This is a genomic window from Wolbachia endosymbiont (group A) of Lasioglossum morio (assembly GCF_947250585.1).
Lineage (GTDB): Bacteria > Pseudomonadota > Alphaproteobacteria > Rickettsiales > Anaplasmataceae > Wolbachia > Wolbachia pipientis.
The window spans coordinates 421,758-440,211 of the sequence record NZ_OX366327.1; the positions used below are offsets into that span (position 1 = coordinate 421,758).

At 35.0% G+C, this 18,454-nt stretch carries 13 protein-coding genes and 3 pseudogenes; 13 read left to right on the forward strand and 3 right to left on the reverse strand.

The window, feature by feature from the left end:
- Nucleotides 1–298: 298 nt before the first annotated feature.
- Nucleotides 299–3,826 (forward strand): DEAD/DEAH box helicase, encoded by a 3,528-nt coding sequence (locus tag OOK89_RS02050; RefSeq protein ID WP_264719151.1) that lies wholly within the window; start codon nt 299–301, stop codon nt 3,824–3,826.
- Nucleotides 3,827–4,418: 592 nt separating this feature from the next.
- On the opposite strand, the gene OOK89_RS02055 is transcribed toward OOK89_RS02050, so the two are convergent.
- Entirely contained in the window at nt 4,419–4,571 is a 153-nt protein-coding gene (locus OOK89_RS02055) for a hypothetical protein (RefSeq protein WP_174516734.1), read from the reverse strand.
- Nucleotides 4,572–4,611: 40 nt separating this feature from the next.
- Here OOK89_RS02055 and OOK89_RS02060 point away from each other — a divergent pair, with 40 nt between their 5' ends.
- The 6 genes and pseudogenes from OOK89_RS02060 to OOK89_RS02085 all read left to right on the forward strand — a co-directional run bounded on the left by OOK89_RS02060 (nt 4,612) and on the right by OOK89_RS02085 (nt 13,134).
- Nucleotides 4,612–6,795 (forward strand): AAA family ATPase, encoded by a 2,184-nt coding sequence (locus OOK89_RS02060; RefSeq protein WP_264719193.1) that lies wholly within the window; start codon nt 4,612–4,614, stop codon nt 6,793–6,795.
- A gap of 1,080 nt (nt 6,796–7,875) precedes the next feature.
- Nucleotides 7,876–8,727: a BRO-N domain-containing protein gene (locus OOK89_RS02065; RefSeq protein ID WP_264686500.1), complete on the forward strand. Its 852-nt coding sequence runs from the start codon at nt 7,876–7,878 to the stop codon at nt 8,725–8,727.
- Between the two features lie 240 nt (nt 8,728–8,967).
- A pseudogene (locus tag OOK89_RS02070) lies at nt 8,968–9,096 on the forward strand (IS5-like element ISCaa9 family transposase); the annotation flags it as partial.
- A 1,696-nt stretch (nt 9,097–10,792) separates the two neighbouring features.
- The gene (locus OOK89_RS02075) at nt 10,793–11,257 is read left to right on the forward strand and encodes a crossover junction endodeoxyribonuclease RuvC (protein WP_264719194.1); all 465 of its coding nucleotides are present in this window, start codon (nt 10,793–10,795) and stop codon (nt 11,255–11,257) included.
- Nucleotides 11,258–11,381: 124 nt separating this feature from the next.
- Nucleotides 11,382–12,614: pseudogene (locus tag OOK89_RS02080) on the forward strand (DNA modification methylase).
- A 1-nt stretch (nt 12,615) separates the two neighbouring features.
- A complete protein-coding gene (locus OOK89_RS02085; RefSeq protein ID WP_264719195.1) occupies nt 12,616–13,134 on the forward strand; it encodes a hypothetical protein in 519 nt (172 codons plus the stop codon).
- Here the strand turns inward: OOK89_RS02085 and OOK89_RS06590 are convergent.
- A pseudogene (locus tag OOK89_RS06590) lies at nt 13,120–14,237 on the reverse strand (IS3 family transposase). The gene OOK89_RS02085 and the pseudogene OOK89_RS06590 sit on opposite strands and share 15 nt — an antisense overlap.
- Nucleotides 14,238–14,499: 262 nt before the next feature.
- On the opposite strand from OOK89_RS06590, the gene OOK89_RS02115 reads away from it, so the two are divergent.
- The 6 genes from OOK89_RS02115 (at nt 14,500) to OOK89_RS02140 (ending at nt 17,520) form a co-directional block, all read left to right on the forward strand.
- The gene (locus OOK89_RS02115) at nt 14,500–15,018 is read left to right on the forward strand and encodes a phage tail protein (protein WP_264719198.1); all 519 of its coding nucleotides are present in this window, start codon (nt 14,500–14,502) and stop codon (nt 15,016–15,018) included.
- Nucleotides 15,019–15,021: 3 nt separating this feature from the next.
- Entirely contained in the window at nt 15,022–15,495 is a 474-nt protein-coding gene (locus tag OOK89_RS02120; RefSeq protein WP_264719199.1) for a hypothetical protein, read from the forward strand.
- Entirely contained in the window at nt 15,482–15,937 is a 456-nt protein-coding gene (locus OOK89_RS02125) for a phage baseplate assembly protein V (RefSeq protein ID WP_264719200.1), read from the forward strand. The genes OOK89_RS02120 and OOK89_RS02125 overlap by 14 nt, the downstream gene beginning before the upstream one ends.
- Nucleotides 15,938–15,940: 3 nt before the next feature.
- Nucleotides 15,941–16,195 (forward strand): PAAR domain-containing protein, encoded by a 255-nt coding sequence (locus tag OOK89_RS02130; RefSeq protein WP_197907399.1) that lies wholly within the window; start codon nt 15,941–15,943, stop codon nt 16,193–16,195.
- Between the two features lie 2 nt (nt 16,196–16,197).
- The gene (locus tag OOK89_RS02135; protein ID WP_264719201.1) at nt 16,198–16,488 is read left to right on the forward strand and encodes a GPW/gp25 family protein; all 291 of its coding nucleotides are present in this window, start codon (nt 16,198–16,200) and stop codon (nt 16,486–16,488) included.
- Nucleotides 16,489–16,508: 20 nt separating this feature from the next.
- A protein-coding gene (locus tag OOK89_RS02140) for an IS630 family transposase (protein WP_094745768.1) occupies nt 16,509–17,520 on the forward strand; the annotation gives its coding sequence in 2 pieces (ribosomal slippage) (nt 16,509–16,970 and nt 16,972–17,520; 1,011 coding nt in all).
- Between the two features lie 35 nt (nt 17,521–17,555).
- On the opposite strand, the gene OOK89_RS02145 is transcribed toward OOK89_RS02140, so the two are convergent.
- A protein-coding gene (locus tag OOK89_RS02145; protein ID WP_264718686.1) for an IS5 family transposase occupies nt 17,556–18,388 on the reverse strand; the annotation gives its coding sequence in 2 pieces (ribosomal slippage) (nt 17,556–18,022 and nt 18,022–18,388; 834 coding nt in all).
- Nucleotides 18,389–18,454: the final 66 nt, after the last annotated feature.

An 18,454-nucleotide genomic window follows, 5' to 3' on the forward strand; every position in this document is an offset into this window, starting at 1 on the left:
TGACGCCGTAAAAAAAACTACTCAATAATTGGGTAACTTCTGATGACATTTTCACTGTACATTTATCGCACAACATTAGTGCTACAATCACAGGTGTAAAGGTATTAAACAACCTTTAAAAAGTTTCACTTTTCCCTTAATCAATTTTTCCTTTGATATAAGTGTTTATTGCTTTTGCCCTCTCTGTTGTTATAATTAACATTTTGTAGTAGTTCAAGATGAGTTTTGCATATTCAGAGAAAATCATCCATAGAATCAGCATCTAGCTTATCTAGGTTAAAATATATAGTTTTACAAGATGACTATTTATGGAAGAACATGGTGGGGAGAAAAATGGCTTCAGTGCTTCAATAGAATTGATTATGATAACCGTCTTCCACGTGGTAGAACTTGTGCTAATACTGGTCGAGCTTTTGGTATTAAAATTAATGGTCACATAGTTACAGCTAAAGTTCATAGCTCAGGATCTTACCCATATCGTGGTTCAAAACCTCAACCATATAAAGTCAAAATTATACTCAATGAATTAAGCTCATCAGAACAACAGACCATTCGTCAAATTATTGAAACTTCACCTTCTATACTATCTAAATTAATAAATAGGCAATTACCAACCAGCTTGTTTGATAAGCTTAATGATCTTGGGATTAAATTGTTTCCTTCAAATTGGGAAGAGATGAATGCAAATTGCAACTGTCCTGATTGGGCTATGCCTTGTAAACATATTGCTGCTGTAATTTATCTTATTGCTGCAGAAATTGATAAAAACCCCTTCATGATTTTTAATATTCATAATTGTAATTTGTCAGCACTTATCGATGATTTTGGGAATGGAAAATTAGAAAATGCTCAAAATATTTTAAAGATAGATGATATATTTAAGGCATGTTCTAAAATTAGAATACATAACCAAGCAATTTTAAATGATATTGATTTATCAACTATTCCTAACCTTTTTGATTGTATCAGTAGTATTTTAACAGATAATCCACTTTTTTTTGAAAAAAACTTCCATAATATTTTACAGATAGCTTATAAGCACTGGCAAAAGTATCCTGCAGGAAAGTTAGTGTACTATCCAGCTTCTAAGAAGGAACTATCAGAAGAGGAGCTATTTATTAAAAGATGGGGAAATATTGAGAATTGGAAAACATTTCAACTATTCATTGATGATCAGCATTACCTTACTCAAGTGAGCAATGGTGCAACTAATTTATTTAGGCTCAGTGGAAATGTATTGAGGGATGTAGCACGATTTTTAAATGATATTCCTAGTTCGTTACTCCACAAACTTAACCCTGAACTTCGCTTCATGCATATGATTTCACAGTTTGCACATATGCTGATGGAAAAGTCAGCGCTAATACCACAAGTATTACAAAACAAAAGAGGAGAAATTATAATTAGGTGGATTCCGGCGTTGTTTAATGAGTCAGTTAAGGAAATTCATAGCAAGATATCATCTATTTGTCCGCCTCTATTGATTAAATATCAAGAAATCGCTATGGAACCAGAGGAACAGGTAAATGTTGCTATCTCTCTCATCCTTTTAGGGTATATAGAAGATAACTTTCCTGCATCACTGGATAAGCATAGAGATAAATACATCTTTGAATTATTCTTTACTGGAAGACCATACAAGTTTACTGAGTTTAGCAACAAGGAAATACCGCAAGCAATTAATCTCTGGCTTTCACGTCTTTATTTAGCAGATAAACCTTACAAACTCTATTTAATGATAAAAGATCACCATGAAAAATTTGAACTTGAGGTACAGTTATCACTGGATGATGAGAAGTCATTCATAAAGCTGGAAAAAGCACTTTCTAATCAAAACGTAAAGCTTAGTATTTTATCTGATCTTGCACTCTTATCTGAATACATACCTGAATTAGAAAGATCGATTGATAGCAATAGCAAGTTATCATTTAATTTAGACGATTTTGCACCTTTATTCCTGGGTATTGTACCAGTACTAAGAGCAATAGGTATAACAGTTATCTTGCCGAAATCTTTGCAAAAAATCTTCAAACCACAATTAAGTCTTAGTTTGTCTGCCAAGGATAAAATAAAAGAAGATCGCGAAAGTTTTTTAACGCTGGAAAATTTATTGAAATTTGATTGGAAAGTAGCAATAGGAGATAAAAAACTAAGCGTTACAGAATTTAAAAAATTGCTAAAAGATTCCCGAGGGCTTGTGCGAATAGTCGATCAGTATGTGCTTTTGGATGATAAGGAGGTAGAAGCTTTATTAAAAAAACTTGATAAATTGCCTGATTATTTAAGTCAAGCAGAGCTTATGCAAGCTGCTCTAACAGGAGAAGTAAATGAAACTAAAGTAGCATTTGACCAGCAGCTTACAAGCTTATTTAATAAACTTAATACTTACACACCTGTTACTACACCAAATAATCTAATAGCACAACTACGCCCATATCAAGAACGCGGATTTAGTTGGCTTATACAGAACATAGAAAACGGGTTTGGTAGCATAATTGCTGATGATATGGGTCTTGGTAAAACATTACAGGTTATAGCAGCTATTCTGTATTGCAAAAATACAGGGTTTTTGGATCGGGACAGAGTCTTGGTAGTAGCTCCCACAAGCATATTAAGTAATTGGCAACGAGAGATGGAACGTTTTGCACCAGAATTAAAGCTTTTCATCTATCACGGACAAAATCGAGAATTGGCAAGTGATTATGATGTAGCTCTAACATCCTATGGTCTTGCACGTCGTGATAAAAAAGAGCTTAACAGAGTCGGATGGTTTTTGCTCGTGATTGATGAAGCACAAAATATAAAGAATCCCAACAGTGAACAGACCAAAGCTATAAAAGCTATTACAGCAAAAAATAAAATAGCTATGAGCGGTACACCTGTTGAAAATAGACTACTAGAGTATTGGAGTATTTTTGATTTTACTAATAAATATTACCTTGGTACCCCTAAGCAATTTAAAACTCGTTTTGCAACACCGATTGAAAAAGCGAGAGACAAAGCTTGTCTAGAGAGGTTCATGAAAGTTACCCACCCCTTTATGCTACGTAGGGTAAAAAGTGATAAAAGCATTATTCAGGATCTACCAGATAAAATTGAAAATAATCGTTATTGTTCTCTGACTCCAGAGCAAACAGCACTTTACCAAGAAGTCGTTAATACAACTATGGAAAAGATAGAAAGAAGTGAAGGAATTGAACGTAAGGGACTAATTCTTAAACTTATCAATGCTTTAAAGCAAATTTGTAACCATCCATCGCAGTTTGGCAAGAAAAAGCGTGCAAATGTTGAGCAGTCAGGAAAGATGCAGATGCTAGAAGAGATACTGATAGGAATTAGTGAACTTGCAGAAAAATCATTAATATTCACCCAATACACTGAAATGGGTAAAATTATAGCTAGACTGCTTGAAGAAAGGTTTGAATCAAAAGTGCCATTTTTACATGGAGGACTGTTCCGTAAAGCACGAGACGAAATGGTTAATGACTTTCAAAATTCATTGCAATCAAATATTCTTATAGTATCTTTAAAAGCTGGTGGAACAGGGCTTAATTTAACAGCAGCAAATCATGTAATACATTACGATTTATGGTGGAATCCAGCAGTGGAAGCACAAGCAACAGATCGGGCCTATCGTATCGGGCAAGAACGTAATGTTATGGTGTACAGGCTACTTTCAACAGGTACATTTGAAGAGCGTATTGATGAGATGATTCAAAGCAAGAAGGAATTAGCAAACCTAACTATAAGTAGTGGCGAGAGTTGGATTACAGAATTTAACAACGATCAATTAAGAGATTTAGTTAATATAAAAAATGCACTATAATATAGCTGAGTTATTTAATGTAAAGAACCAGATAACTACCGCTCAATAGTTCAAAATAGAGACAAAGATCAAAATTTACGTCTCCAATTTTATCATACATAATGGAGACAAAGATTTATATTTTATGTTTTATGTCTCCATTATTTACTGGTAAGCAAAAAGCCTGTAATTACGTTTTAAAGCGATTTAAGTATCCATTGTACCTTTTTAGCGCCTGTAATACCCTTTAAAATTTGAATAAAAGGCATCTTTAACAATTCTATTCATGAACCAAAAAGTAATTGCCGTTTTCAGAAACTTTTCATTTTTACAGATGGCTTGAAAAGATTATCATTAATAGGTAGGCCAAACTCCTCCAAAGAAAAAAGTTTTTAATTTTTTCAGAAAAAGTCATAAGAAACCCGGTATATATATAGTAGAGGGTTTTCTATTCGCTTATAATTCCACCTTAAATTAAACTATGCCTGCGTATATGAGAAGGTTTAGCCAAAATTCCTTACATATTAGTAGTATGCAATATATCAACAAAATAAAAACTAAGAGGTTGACATAGTGAGTAAAATGTAGTAGAGTTATAGTAGAGCATTTTTTCTTAAAAGAAAGAAGATACTAAAGCCTCACTTTTCACTATAAACCTAAACTGACTTCCTTTATTTCTTAATATAGCCTTGCCAAGAGAACCTCCTATTGCAGTTTTTACTTCATAAGAAGAGAGTAAGACCCCAATCAAAACAGCCTTACTCAAAAACCTTTCAAACGCTTAATCTTAAAAGGAGTTTCAATTTATGGTACAAGATTTTTTAACTGATGTCAAACAAAAAAATACTTTAAATGATGAATATTATGATTTTAACAATACTGTAGAACCATTAGAGCAATTTGATGTAGAAGAAATAAAAAGACAACTATTATTAAACATAAGATCATGCCTTTCTTATTTATTCCCAAGGGGAACTTTTCGTGGTGATAAGTTTTATATAGGTAATGTACAAGGTGATAAAGGAAAGAGTCTAGTAGTAGAATTAAGTGGCAGTGAAGCTGGCCTATGGCACGATTTTGCAACAAAAGAAGGTGGTGATATCATCGATCTTTGGGCAGCAGTACATAGAAAAAGTACGAGAATAGAGTTTCCTGAAGTAATGGCTTCTATAGCTGAGTGGTTTGGTCATTTTAAAAAGCTCAAAACTTCAGGTAATCCAACTGCATATTGGGATTATTATGATGAAAACGGACAAGCTATTGTTAGAGTCTATCGTTATGATGATGATAGTGGAAAGCGATATCTTCCTTTTGACGTGAAAAAATCTACTTTTACTGCACCAGAAATCAGACCTTTGTACAATATTCCAGGCATTTTAAAATCTGACAAAGTTATTCTAGTTGAAGGGGAAAAATGTGCAGAAGCACTGATAAAACAAGGTATTACAGCTACAACAACAATGTCTGGAGCAAACGCAGATGTTAAAAAGACTGATTGGTCACAACTGAAGGGCAAGCATATTATTATTTGGCCAGATAATGATGAAGCAGGTGCAAAATATGCTAAAAATGTTGGAAATAAGCTTTTAGAAATTGGAGTTGCATCACTTGCTGTGCTTGAAATTCCTCGAGGTAAGCCTGAGAAATGGGATGCTGCTGATTGTGTAGAGGAAGGTATAGATGTCAAAGAGTTTTTAGCTTCAACTCCGTTACTTACTATTGATACTCCAGCTACTGGTACTTCAAATATGAAAAGTTTAGAAAGATCCACAAAACAGCCACTTAATATTTTAGATTGGAGTGCAGAGCGCTTTGTAGGTCCGGTACCAGAGCAAAAGTTTCTTGTTGAAGGTCTATTTCCTTTAGGTGTTACTTCAATAATAGCAGCAATGGGAGATACAGGCAAAGGTATGCTTCTTCTTGACCTAGCGCTTAAGGTTGCAAGTGATAAGGATCAGATGTGTGGCTTTGGTTCACTTGTTACTGAACATGGATCAGTAGTGATTTTTTCAGCAGAAGATGATGCAAGTGAGATACACCGCCGCTTAGAACGACTCGACCCTAAGTGTGAAAGGTTGAAACATAAAGATAAATTATTTATTGTACCACTGCCAAACGTCAGAGGATCACTTACAATACTCAGAAATGTTCGTGGTAAAATCGTCGAAGTTTCTCCTGAATTCGAATCCGTAATGAAACAGCTCGAGGAAATTAAAGATCTGAAATTGATAGTATTTGATCCACTTGCTTCATTTATCCATGCAGATATAAATGCTGATCCTGCTGTAGGGGATTATCTAATGTGCTTATTATCTGATTTAGCATGTAGTACTGGAGCTTCGATAATTACTGCTCATCATATGAGAAAGCCAAAGAGTGAGAAACCTATATTAACTGCTGAACAAGCACGAGATGCCATCCGTGGTACCTCTGCTCTTGTTAATGGTGTTAGATGCTCATATGCTTTTTGGCCAGTAGAAAATACAGCTAGGCTAGAAATCTTTAAGGCAGTAGGAGAAACACCAAGACAGAATGCTTTGTTTCATGGGGCAGTTGTGAAGGCCAATGGTTTAGCTGATCGCACTGTAAGAACTTACCTAAGAAATCAGGAAACGGGGCTACTAGAAGATATAACAATACAACTAACAGTTAAAAATGCTAGTGAAAAAGACCTTAAAATATGTCTTACTGATGCAATTACACGATCTGCTGCTTCAGGACATCCATTTACTCACACAGGAAGCACAGGAGTATATAAGCAACGGCATAGACTACCTGAAGTTTTTCACAGCATGGGAAGGGATAGACTAGAGCGTATGGTACAGGAACTTTTACAAGCAAGACCACCAAAATTAGTAAAGGGAATGTCTACAGGTTCGAAAGAAGATAAATGGCTTGACAGTCCAACTGGACCATTTGCTTGTGGTATAGGAAAATTCACTCCTGGAGCTGAAGATTTTAGCTATAGGCAAAATTTAATGTTAGGATAAGTCTTTTTTTATGGGTAAAAATATTTTAGAGTTTACCCAGTTTTCTCTATTGCCCTTTCAATCTATAGCTACTATCAATTTACATCCACTCAACTAAAACTTAGCACTCAATATAATTTTCAACTAAAGAAAGGTAGAATATATAAGAAATAGCACCACCAATGATTGTATTACATTCCTAATTCCTAGGTTCCTAAATCAGTAATTAGAAATCAGGAATCTAAACTCTGCGTGAGAGCTAGCTTTTTTACCTACGTTCCTAAAAGCGTTCCTAGAAACTACATGTCTAAAGTCAGCCAGTGAGGCGGATTCTAGCTTCCTAAAACCCTTATATATTATATATATATAATAGTAATAAATAATAATAGATAATATAAAATAATAGTAAAACACAAATAGAGTACAATAACTTAAACAGCAAAAAAAAAGAAGTCCAGAAAGGCTGCCACAAAACATTATTAAGATATTTACATTTAATGAAAAATACAATTAGTGCGTTTTTTAAAAGGCTCTTACTCTCATCTTTTTTTTATGCTGATAAAACTCAAATAAACGTTGGTCTGCTAATGCGGTTTTAAAACGATTCTACGACTTCAGGGTACAATTATACCACCAAGACCTAAGTTACTCATGTAGGGTAGCTTAAAACTCGATTACGAGGCATTTCTAAATTATTTTTTACTTTAAACTTTTACTTGTTATAAAAAAACCCTTACTTTAGTCTATCACGTTTTTTATTTGTTGTAAAATATTTTTTCAAAAAAGTGAACAGTTTTCATAATTTCGGTATAGCAAAGTATGTCAGTAGAACAGCTTTTGTTTAAAACCTCTGAGCAATTAATTGCAAAACTCTCAGTGATGAAATCAGCAAATTGTAGATGAAGCTAAGGGAAAAAAGTTTAAAGTTACTGCCATAGAGGAAGAAACAGAAGCTCGTAAAATTTGATTGCCGCTTAAAATGGAGACAAAGAGCAAATCTCCAATTTTATCATACATAACGGAGACAAAATTTCCACTATTTATTAGTAATAAAAAGCAACTTAGTTTATATTTGGTTTTTAGAATAAACTTATTTTCAATATGATTGACACTTTAACTTTAAAAGAAGGAGATATTGAGACTACTGCATTTGATAATAACAATGTAACTAGAGTATTACACAATGGAGAGTGGTGGTATGTAATAACAGAGGTAATAGCTTTTCTCACAGGTAGTAAGAACCCATCTGATTACCTAAAAAAGATGAAAAGCAGAGATATAGGGCTTTCCGAAGGATGGGGACAATTTGTCACCCCCCTTGAAATTAAAACAAAAGGTGGTAAACAGAATGCTAATTGTACAAATGTTGAGGGGTTATTGCGTATCTTACAGTCTGTTCCTTCCAAAAAGGTTGAGCAGTTTAAACGTTGGCTTGCAAAAGTCGGGTATGAAAGATTACAAGAATATGAAAATCCAGAGCTGGCATTTAAACGAGCCTATGCTGATTATGTTGCAAAAGGATACTCTAAAGAGTGGATACAGAGAAGAATGCAGTCCATATCTGTAAGAAATCAACTCACAAAAGAATGGGATAACAGAAAAATATCCGACCATAATAATAAGCATCTTGAAGGCAAGGAATATGCAATATTGACAGATGTGATCTCTCAGGCAACTTTTGGTATCAGGACTAAAGAACATAAAGATCTAAAGGGTCTAAAGAAGCAACCATTAAGAGACCATATGACACCAATTGAGCTAATTTTCAACATGCTTGGCGAACAAGCAACTATTGATGAAGTAAAAATCAAAGATGCACAGGGTTATTATGAGAATTTAGAGGCAGCAAAAGATGGTGGTAAAAATGCTAGTGTAGCAAGAGAGGCATTTGAAAAAGCGCGAGGTGTAAAAGTTGTTTCTTCGGATAACTTTCTCAAGAAGATTAAAGATTGAGGTTTTCACTGTGAGAAGAAAGGAATCAAAACATTCTCTGCTAATTTTAGCCGATTCTACTGCAACACTGTTCTTTAAAGGCAAGCGTTCAAGATCGTGACGGCGCTCTGAATCTTTTTTCTAAACAGAAAACTCCAACATTACAGAAGTTTTTGCTGATCAAGGATACACAGCAAAATCGCTGTTTTCTGAAGACAGGATACAATTGCCAAAAAAGCTAGTAGGGTTTCAGTAAGCGATGAAAGAACTTTCGCTTGGCTTTCGAATTTTAGGCGCATGAGTAAGGACTATGAACACTCGCCACTTACTTCAAAAACTAATATTTTCTTTGATATGATTACTATTATGCTTGCTAAATTAACCGTTTAAATCTTTTCAAGACAGGTTCTTAAGGTCTGAAAATGCCATATTAGTAAAATTGTTCATAATAATTATTTGTAAATTAAGCATTTTAGATTCGAGATTACACAGATTTTTGGCAGTTTAAGCCGTTTTAGATTGGAAAATGAAATCTCCTAAAAGGAAAAACCCGGCTATATCAAAGAGTTAAGGACCAATTTAAGTTTGAAATTCAAAAAAACTTCTTAATTGCTTTAAAAGCTAGGATTATAGCGGGTTTTTTGGTATAGCTCAGTTTCGGGTAAAACCTTATATATTAATATATATAATAAATAATATATAAAACATATAGGATATGTACCTTTCATAATACCTACCTAAATATTATTAACGTGCTTAAATGTTTACTTTTTTAATTTTTAAATAACAAAAAAAAACATGAACTGTAATAAGTTTATTATAATATAAATCTTAAGAGAAGTTCCGCGGTTGCTCAACTGAAATGGTTTTCAAGCTTTAAAAAAGGCTAATACACATTAATACCGTGCTGCTTACCATTTAAATTTTTAACCGAAATATAAAAGTCGTTTTAACCGCGTTTTTAAAGCTACCCATGACCTAGATGAAGGAAACTACCCTCGTTAGTCAAAGAACGCTTGTAACATAGCTTAAAATTGAAATAAATGACATTCCTAAGTATCTCCTACCACAATAAATCTCTTCTTAGCAAAAATACACATTTAATTTTATCATATCTTTTATTTATTGCAAAGATTTTTTTCACAGTGCTGTTGGTGTTCATAGAAATTAAGAGCTACTTAAAAAGATACAAAAGCCTAATCAAAGGGAGGGAGCACCATCCTTTAAAAGAGTTTAGAACGCCATTTATAGTGCTAACTGCAATTGAAGCAATAGCTGTTCATTAATTCCTTACATAAAAACCCAAAATAACTATCTTTGCTTTATCTTTTAGCTGGTTTTCAAAGCTTTAAAAATACAAAATCTTTAGCAAATATCTTAAAAGTAGCAGCAAAAATTATGAGATATTTTCATCCTTAAAAAGTCTCATTTCCTTTCTATTAGCTTTTTAATATATCTCCGCTTAAAGTTAAAATATAAGGAAGATTTATCACTACCTTCATCTTTTGGTGAATTTTACAAACCAATTTTAGCAATTTAAGAATTATTTTAACTTTTTTTCAGAAAATCCCGGAAAAAGTGGTGAGAAATCCGGAGTATAGGGGCATTGAGTGTAGATGTGCTTCAAACACAAAAGCTTAAATTCGGCAAACAAGAAAAGATTGAAGAAAGCAAAAGAAATTTAGGTTTTTGGTAAGTTACGTAATTGAGAAGAAACAGCTTTATATTTTTTTAGATGAGGCAAAAACTTTGTTTTAAAGCTAGATGTAACTTTAGGGTACTAAAATACTACCATTACCAAAGAACGCATATAATGCCCCTTAGAACTCGAATAAATGGCATTCTTAGCAATTCTATTGCTGTATAGTAAACTCACAAGTGAGTTTAGCACGTTTTTTACGCTTTGCAAAGAAAAATTAAAAAAAAGTGAACAGTTTTTGTAAAATCGGTGAATATATATAATAGCAAGTCCTAACTAAGGTAGTAGCATAAGATTCTTGTCATTGGCCAACAAAAACCCATTCATAGCGTATTTTGAAGGAACCAGACGATATTTAGCGCTACTTATAGTTTTAAATAATAGCAAATGTCAATCCTAACACTCGACCTCGGCAAACAGACAGGCTGGGCTATTCTTACAGACGGAGTAATTCAAAGTGGGAGTGAAAACTTTCATGGTAGCCGTTTTAGCGGAGGTGGAATGTGCTTTTTAAGTTTTAGTAATTGGCTTAATTCTTTGAAAGATATTTCTGCAGTGTATTTTGAGGAAGTAAGAAGACATTTAGGAACAGATGCTGCGCATTGTTATGGTGGTTTCTTTGCCGTTTTAGCTACTTGGTGTGAAAAGCATCATATACCATACAAAGGTGTTCCGGTGAAGACGATAAAACGTTTCATAGCAGGCAAAGGCAATGCAAGTAAGGGTGAAGTAATTGAAGCTGTAAAGGGAAAAGGGTTTATTCCTCAAGATGATAATGAAGCCGATGCTTTGGCATTGATGTTCTATGTTAATAATTTTAGTAAAGATTTTAATATGCTAAACATCCCATAGAAAGTGGGTCCTTCCCGCCAGCCAGGCTGATTTGGGAGCGAAACCCCGGGCCCTCTCTAGCGTCAGACGTATTTTGATTATTAACTTTTTAACAAGTTATTAAGAATTTAAACATAGCAATTATATGAATTTAGCAATCCACTATTACCCCGTTGAAAATCTTGTCGAATACGATCGTAACCCTCGCAAGAATGACGATGTAGTAAACAGAATGTGTGCCTCTATTCGGGAATTTGGTTTTCGTATCCCAATAGTTGCAAAAAGCGATGGCACTGTGGTTGATGGTCATTTAAGGCTTAAAGCAGCAAGAAAACTGGGTATGGAGAGTATTCCCGTAGTCCTCAGTGATAACTTAAGTGAAGCCCAAACCAAAGCTTTTCGTTTACTTGCCAATCAATCAGCTAACTGGGCAAAGTGGGACGATGATCTTTTAAAAGTGGAAATTCAAGAGTTAGAAGATTTGCAGTTTGACCTTAAAATGACCGGATTTGAGCTAGAAAAAGTCCAACGCTTTCTCGACAACATTGATGGAAAAGAAGAAGTAGAAAGAGGAGAAAAAGAGGGGGTGGAATTGGTCGATAAAAAGTCAGTAGTGTCGAAACCAGGGGATCTGTGGATTTTAGGTGGTCATCGAATCTACTGTGGTGATAGTTGTCTGGTTGAATCATTTAAAGCGGTACTGGACGATAAAATGGCAGATATTACCGTTTGTGACCCTCCGTATAACGTAGCATATGGTGACAGTCAGGCAAGAGAAGACAAAAAAATACTAAACGATGATCAAGGTGAAAAATAAGAACTTTTCCTGTATGACATTTGTTCTCACGTTTTAGCATACACCAAAGGGGCAATTTACATCTGTGCATCATCATCCGAGCTGGCAACGCTGCAAAAGGTATTTGAAGAAGCAGGTGGTCGTTGGTCGACATTTATAATTTGGGCAAAGAATCATTTTACGCTAGGAAGATCTGATTATCAAAGACAATACGAAACAATACTCTACGGTTGGAAAAATGGCAATAAACGTGAGTGGCATGGGGGACGTAATCAAAGTGATCTCTGGTTTTACGATAAGCCAACGTACAACTCACTGCACCCAACGATGAAACCAGTGGAGTTAATGGAGAGAGCGATAGTAAACAGCAGTGGACCAGGGGATATAGTTCTTGATCCATTTAGTGGTTCTGGAAGTACATTGATTGCATGTGAGAGGACAGGAAGAATCTGTAGAACCATAGAACTTGATTCCGCCTTTGTAGATGTAACGATAAAGCGTTGGCAGGTGTATACAGGAAGAGATGCTATTCTCGCTGATACTGGAAAGACTTTTGCACAAATTCAAGAATCAAGACAATAAGATGGAAGAGGGAAAAATCACACAAACAGAATGGGCAAGGGAACAAGGGTTTGCCAAGCAATATGTCTGTTATTTAGTAAAGAAAGGAATAGTTGAGCTGAAAGATGGATTAATTGACCGAGAACAAGCAAATAGAGCAATAGAAGCAATACGAGATCCAAGTCAACCACTGAGGAGAAAAGGTGGAGAAGAAGGGGAAAAAAGAGGAAATAATGATCTTTCAACGATGTTGCTTAAAACCCGGATAAAAAACGAGATGGAGCGGGGAAAACTGCTCGAGGCAAAGGCAAAAGCTGAAATTGGTGAACTTATCTCAGTAGAAGAAGTAAAAACCGAAGCATTTAACGTGGCAAGAGTGGTAAGAAATAATCTCCTCAATATTCCAGACAGAGTATCAGCATTACTGGCATCGATGAACGACACAGAAAAGATCCATGAAACATTAACTGAGGAAATCAGAACTGACCTTACCCAGAAAAAGTGGAGAGAAAGTTTGGAATGTTTTTCACAAAGAAAATGATGAATCAAAATGCTCAGGAATGCAATAGTTAATAGTGGAATGTCTACGTTGTTTGTTATAAAAAATTTCTATATATTCAAATATAGCAGTTTTGATATGCTGTTTAGAGTGCCGAGAGGTGTCTATTAGTAACTCCCTTTTTAGAGAACTGAAGAAGCTTTCCACAACAGAATTGTCGTAACAACAACCTTTATGACTCATCTATGTTTTTTATGGATAAGAGATATTGATAACCTTGCGAAGTATATTGTGAACCTTGATCACTATGTAATAGTAGATTTTCAGCAGGTTTACGCTTATTAACGGCCATTAATAAAGAGTCTATAACCAATTGTTTATTTATTGAACTGCTCATTGACCAGCCAACTATCATGCGTGAATATAGATCGATTATTGCTGCCAAATATAGCCATCCTTCCTTGGTTTTTATATAAGTAATCCCATACTTTATTTGGTTGATCGACAATAAAGTTTTGGTCTAATATATTGGGAGCTACAACTCTACTGTCCGTTTGTTGTTTCTTAACTTTAAATTTTCTTCTCAATATAGCCCAAATGCCATTTTTCTGCATAATACTTTGCACTGTTTTTAAGTTGCAACTTTTACCAGAAGCCTTTAATTCAGCATGAATTTTAGGAGCTCCATATCTACATTTAGAAGCTTGATATATTTTTTGAATATCTGCTAATAACTCCTTATTTGCTGATTCTCTACTGCTTATTTTCCTTGTAGTCCACTTATAGTAGCCACTAGCAGAAAACCCTACATAATTCCTGCACTTTATGGTGTTTACTATGCTCTTTTATAAAAAAATATTTTACTCTTTTTGACTGGCCAGGGCTTTTTTTAAAATGTCTCTTTCTCTTGTTACTTTTGCTAACTCTTTCTGTAAATCAAATCTCTCTTTGTCATAAGGCGCTACATCTGGAAATGCATTTGCCGCTGACTTTTTTTCGTTATATTTCTTCATCCATTTTCCTAATACACTATCCCTTATTCCTAGATCTCTTGCTACTTTTGCAACTGGTTGACCTGCCTTTCTTTGTTCATTTGCCAGCTTAACAGCTTCCAATTTGAATTCTGCCGTATATTCTCTTGCCATTTCTAATCCTCCAAAATTTTATTTTACCCGAAAAAACTCCTTTCTTTCTCTCCACTTTTTCTGGGTAAGGTCAGTGTATCATACGCCTGTAACTGATCTTGGAGTTGGGGATTACTACTTTACAACTGAGAAAAAAGGTGTGTATAGCTGCATTGATCCAAATATCAGCAGATGAAATATTGCAGGTAATAAGGAAGAGATGTGCCATAGGTAGCACCACTTAGGAGGAGTATTGTGGAAAATTCAAGCGTCAGGGGTGTAGATGCGTATTAACATCGAAGTCACCGATAGCATCGAAAAAGTTATGCAAAGCATAGATGCTGAAAGAAGAAAAATAGAATTAGCAACAGTAAGAGCATTAAACAAAACAGCACTATGGGTAAGATCGCAAACTGTCAAACAAGTTAGCGAAGAAAAACAAATACCAAAAAAAGCAATGAGAAAAAAGTTAAGTGTGGATAAAGCAAATAGAAAGCGTTTATGGTCGATAGTAAAGCTCAGTTCGCAGTGGATAGGAGTAGCAAAACTTGGGAGTATAAAACAGACAAAGATAGGAGCAAAAGTAGGAAGCCGTACATATGAAGGAGCATTTATAGCAACAATGAAAAATGGTCATATAGGAATATTCAAAAGAAGGTATACCACGTCTTTGCCAATAGATGAAATTAAAATAAATACCCATGCTCGGGAAACAATGAAAGAGTTAGTCTCTAATGAAGTAGAGAGAGTATTTGAGAAGTATTTCGACCATGAACTTAATTTTATTTTAAGAGGATCATAATGTATGTTTTGGAGAGATCTACATCAGAAGATTTGTACAATGCTAAAGGAAGAAATACCAGCGATACAGACATGTGAAGTATATCCAATGATAAGAAGGGAAATAGTAGCGCCAGCGGTATTTGTAGAATTGTCAAGTTTAGAGCAAGGAAAAGATCCAGGAACAGAGGAGTTCGCGCTGAGAGCAAGATTTGAAGCAAGAATTGTAGTTGATGGAACAGTCGAGGATTCCTCGGTAGTTGTGAGAGAATTAGCAGCAGAAGTTGCGAGAGTAGTGAATAAGAATACTTGGGACGTGGAAAATGTTTCAGCAGGTGAATTTATATCAGCAGGAGGAGATGATTTTAGGCCAGAGTTGGATGCATATCTAGTGTGGATGGTTGAATGGGTGCATGAAATCCATGTATGGAAGTCAGTGTGGTCAGAAACTGGTATCATACCACATACAATAAGTGTTGGCGAAAATGTTAGAGCATAATTTTGCAATTTCAGAGCTGAATAGGAAGTTAGCGAATATTGTTCGTATAGGTCTAGTTAAAGAAGTAGACTATGAAAAAGCAAGAGTAAGGGTCAAAGTAGGAGAATTTTTAACAGATTGGTTACCATGGATAACTTATCGAGCTGAAAGCTGGTCACCACCGAATATTGATGAACAGGTAGTAGTGTTATCACCGTTCGGGGAATTATCATTAGGAGTGGTGTTACCGGCAATATATCAGAAGAAATATCCCCCTCCGGAGAATAAAAAGGAAATAAATAGTGCAAAATTTCAAGATGGGACAAAGTTATCGTACGATAAAGATAAACATCATTTAGAGATAGATGTAATAGATAAAATAACGCTAAAAGTTGGGGAATCAAGTATAGAAATGACAAAAAAGGGAATAAAACTCAAAGCAAAAAGAATAGATCTAAACTAGTATATGGGTAAAGCAATCGTTTGTGTAGGAGATTATTGCAGTGGAATACCAGCACATGTTTGTATGAGTGGTAGTAACGATGTTTTTGTAAACGGTAGATCTGTGTGTCGAAAAGGAGATATCTTAACTATGGGAGAGACACTAACGCAAGGATCAAACAGCGTATTTGTTAATGATATTGGCATAACAAGAACCGGTGACTTGGCATCGTGTGGTTTTCATGTAATGAGTATTAGCAAAAATGTATTTGCGAGCTAACAATGAAAGGGATGAGCAAAGAAACAGGTAAAGAATTAGAAGGAATAGAACATCTGAAACAATCAATAATTGATATACTGACCACACCGATAGGATCACGTGTTATGCGAAGGGATTATGGGTCAAGACTACTTGAATTAGTAGATAAGCCAATTAATAGGGATTTAACTTTGGAAATCTATGCAGCAGTAGCAGAAGCTCTACAAAAGTTGGAGCAAAGATTTAAGTTATACCAATTCCCATTACACGGCAAACAGATGGACAAAGATGGAAGAAAAGCCATAATGAAGTAAGTAAAATAGTTGAGGTATAAATGGCATTAAGATCAAAATTATTGGATGAAAAAGTAGTAGAATCAGCAAAAGAAATGCTGAAGAAAGTAAGGAATAATGCATATGTTTCAAAAAAACTAAATGCTGTAATTGCAGCAAAAAAGTACAGTATAACGGCTGTAGCAAAAATATATTGCATTTCAAGAAGCGCACTAACTTCGTGGGTAAAACTCTTGAAATTTGGCAGAGAAGAAAAACTGTTTGCTCCTCCACAACGCCGTAGAAAAACTAAATTAAATCAGGTTCAACTACAGCAAATTGAAGAGTGGATAGAAGAAAATCCTAATATTACCATTAAAGAAATGAGAATAAGAATCCAGGAAAAGTTCAGATTAAATATCAGCAAATCTACAGTACACCGCTATATGCAAAAGATGAAATTCTCATATATTACACCAAGACCAGTTCATAATGGACAAGATAAAAGCAAACAAGAGGAATTCAAAAAAAAATCTCAATGGCGCTATTAGCAAGTATCCAGAAAAAGAGCTATTTTTCTTTGATGAATCACGGTTTGGCACACATTCAAAGGTTGGACATGGGTGGTTTAAAAAGGGGATTAGAACACAGGTTAAAACAAAATTAGGTAGGCAAAATTTCTATCTCTATAGTGCGGTTAATCCTAGAAATGGAGAGAGTTCTAGCTTATTTGCACCAAATGTCAACACTGATTGCATGAACATATTTCTTGAGCAGATGTCGCAATATCTAGAAACACGAGAGGCTTTTCTTGTTATGGATTGTGCTAGTTGGCATAGGTCAAAAAATTTAAAGGTACCTAAAAATATCGATATTATATACCTACCTCCGTACTCACCTGAGCTAAATCCTGTTGAGAGGCTTTGGTTATATATAAAACAGAACATTTTGCGCAATAAAATATACGATACAATTGCTCTGCTTGAGGGTGCTTTGTGCAAATTTATTACTTCTCTTGCCAGCTCCACAATTAAACAACTCTGCAATGTCTCCTATTTGACTGGCCAACAATGAGAGTTGGTATAAGAGGTTGTCCACAAACCAGTAAATCAAGCATATTCCCTACTTAACATAACTTTACTCATAGCCAGATATATGAAACTTTCAGTAGATGTTGTAAGTAAATCGTACTCCTTTGATAGCCTTCTATTTCTATTGATCCAAGCAAAAGTCCTCTCTACCACCCACCTTCTCGGCTGTACTGAAAATCCAGGATCCCGTTGTGGCAATAGTTCTAGTGGTGTATCTTTATGCACCCAAAACCTACATGGAGGCCTTTTGACAATTTCAATATCTATCCCATATTCTCTCTTTACGTAATCCTTTAAATCTTTTCCTTGGTATCCCATATCAGCCCACATTTTCTTAATATTGCTGTATTTTTCCTTCATATTGTCCAATGCCATCTTCACCCCATCTCTGTCATTTTCGCTTGCAGCTCCTACATAGCAACCAAGCACAAATCCTTGAGTATCTGTGATTATATGTCTTTTTCTCCCCTTTACCTTTTTCGCACCATCATAACCTTTGACCCCCCTTTTTCCGTGGTTTTTACCGATTGACTGTCCACTATGCATGCGCTCGGCTCCTCATTTCTTCCCATTTTTGACCTACTATATTTAGTGATATCATAGTTCATTTTCTCAAAAATTCCCTGCTTTTTCCATCTTCTAAACTGTTCATGCACAGCCTTCCACGGCGGAAAATCGTGTGGTAAATAGCGCCATTGACATCCTGTGCGCAGTATATAAAGAATTGCATTTACTATCTCACACTTACTGTATTTTGGTGGCCTTCCTCCTTTCTTGTACGATACTCTGAAGTGTTTTTCTATTCTTGCCCACTCCCTTTTACTTAAATCTGTTGGATATTTTTTCCTCATCTCTTACCTCAATATTCTTTCTTTATATACTACGTATTCCTTGGTTTGTGGACAACCTCTAAGGTA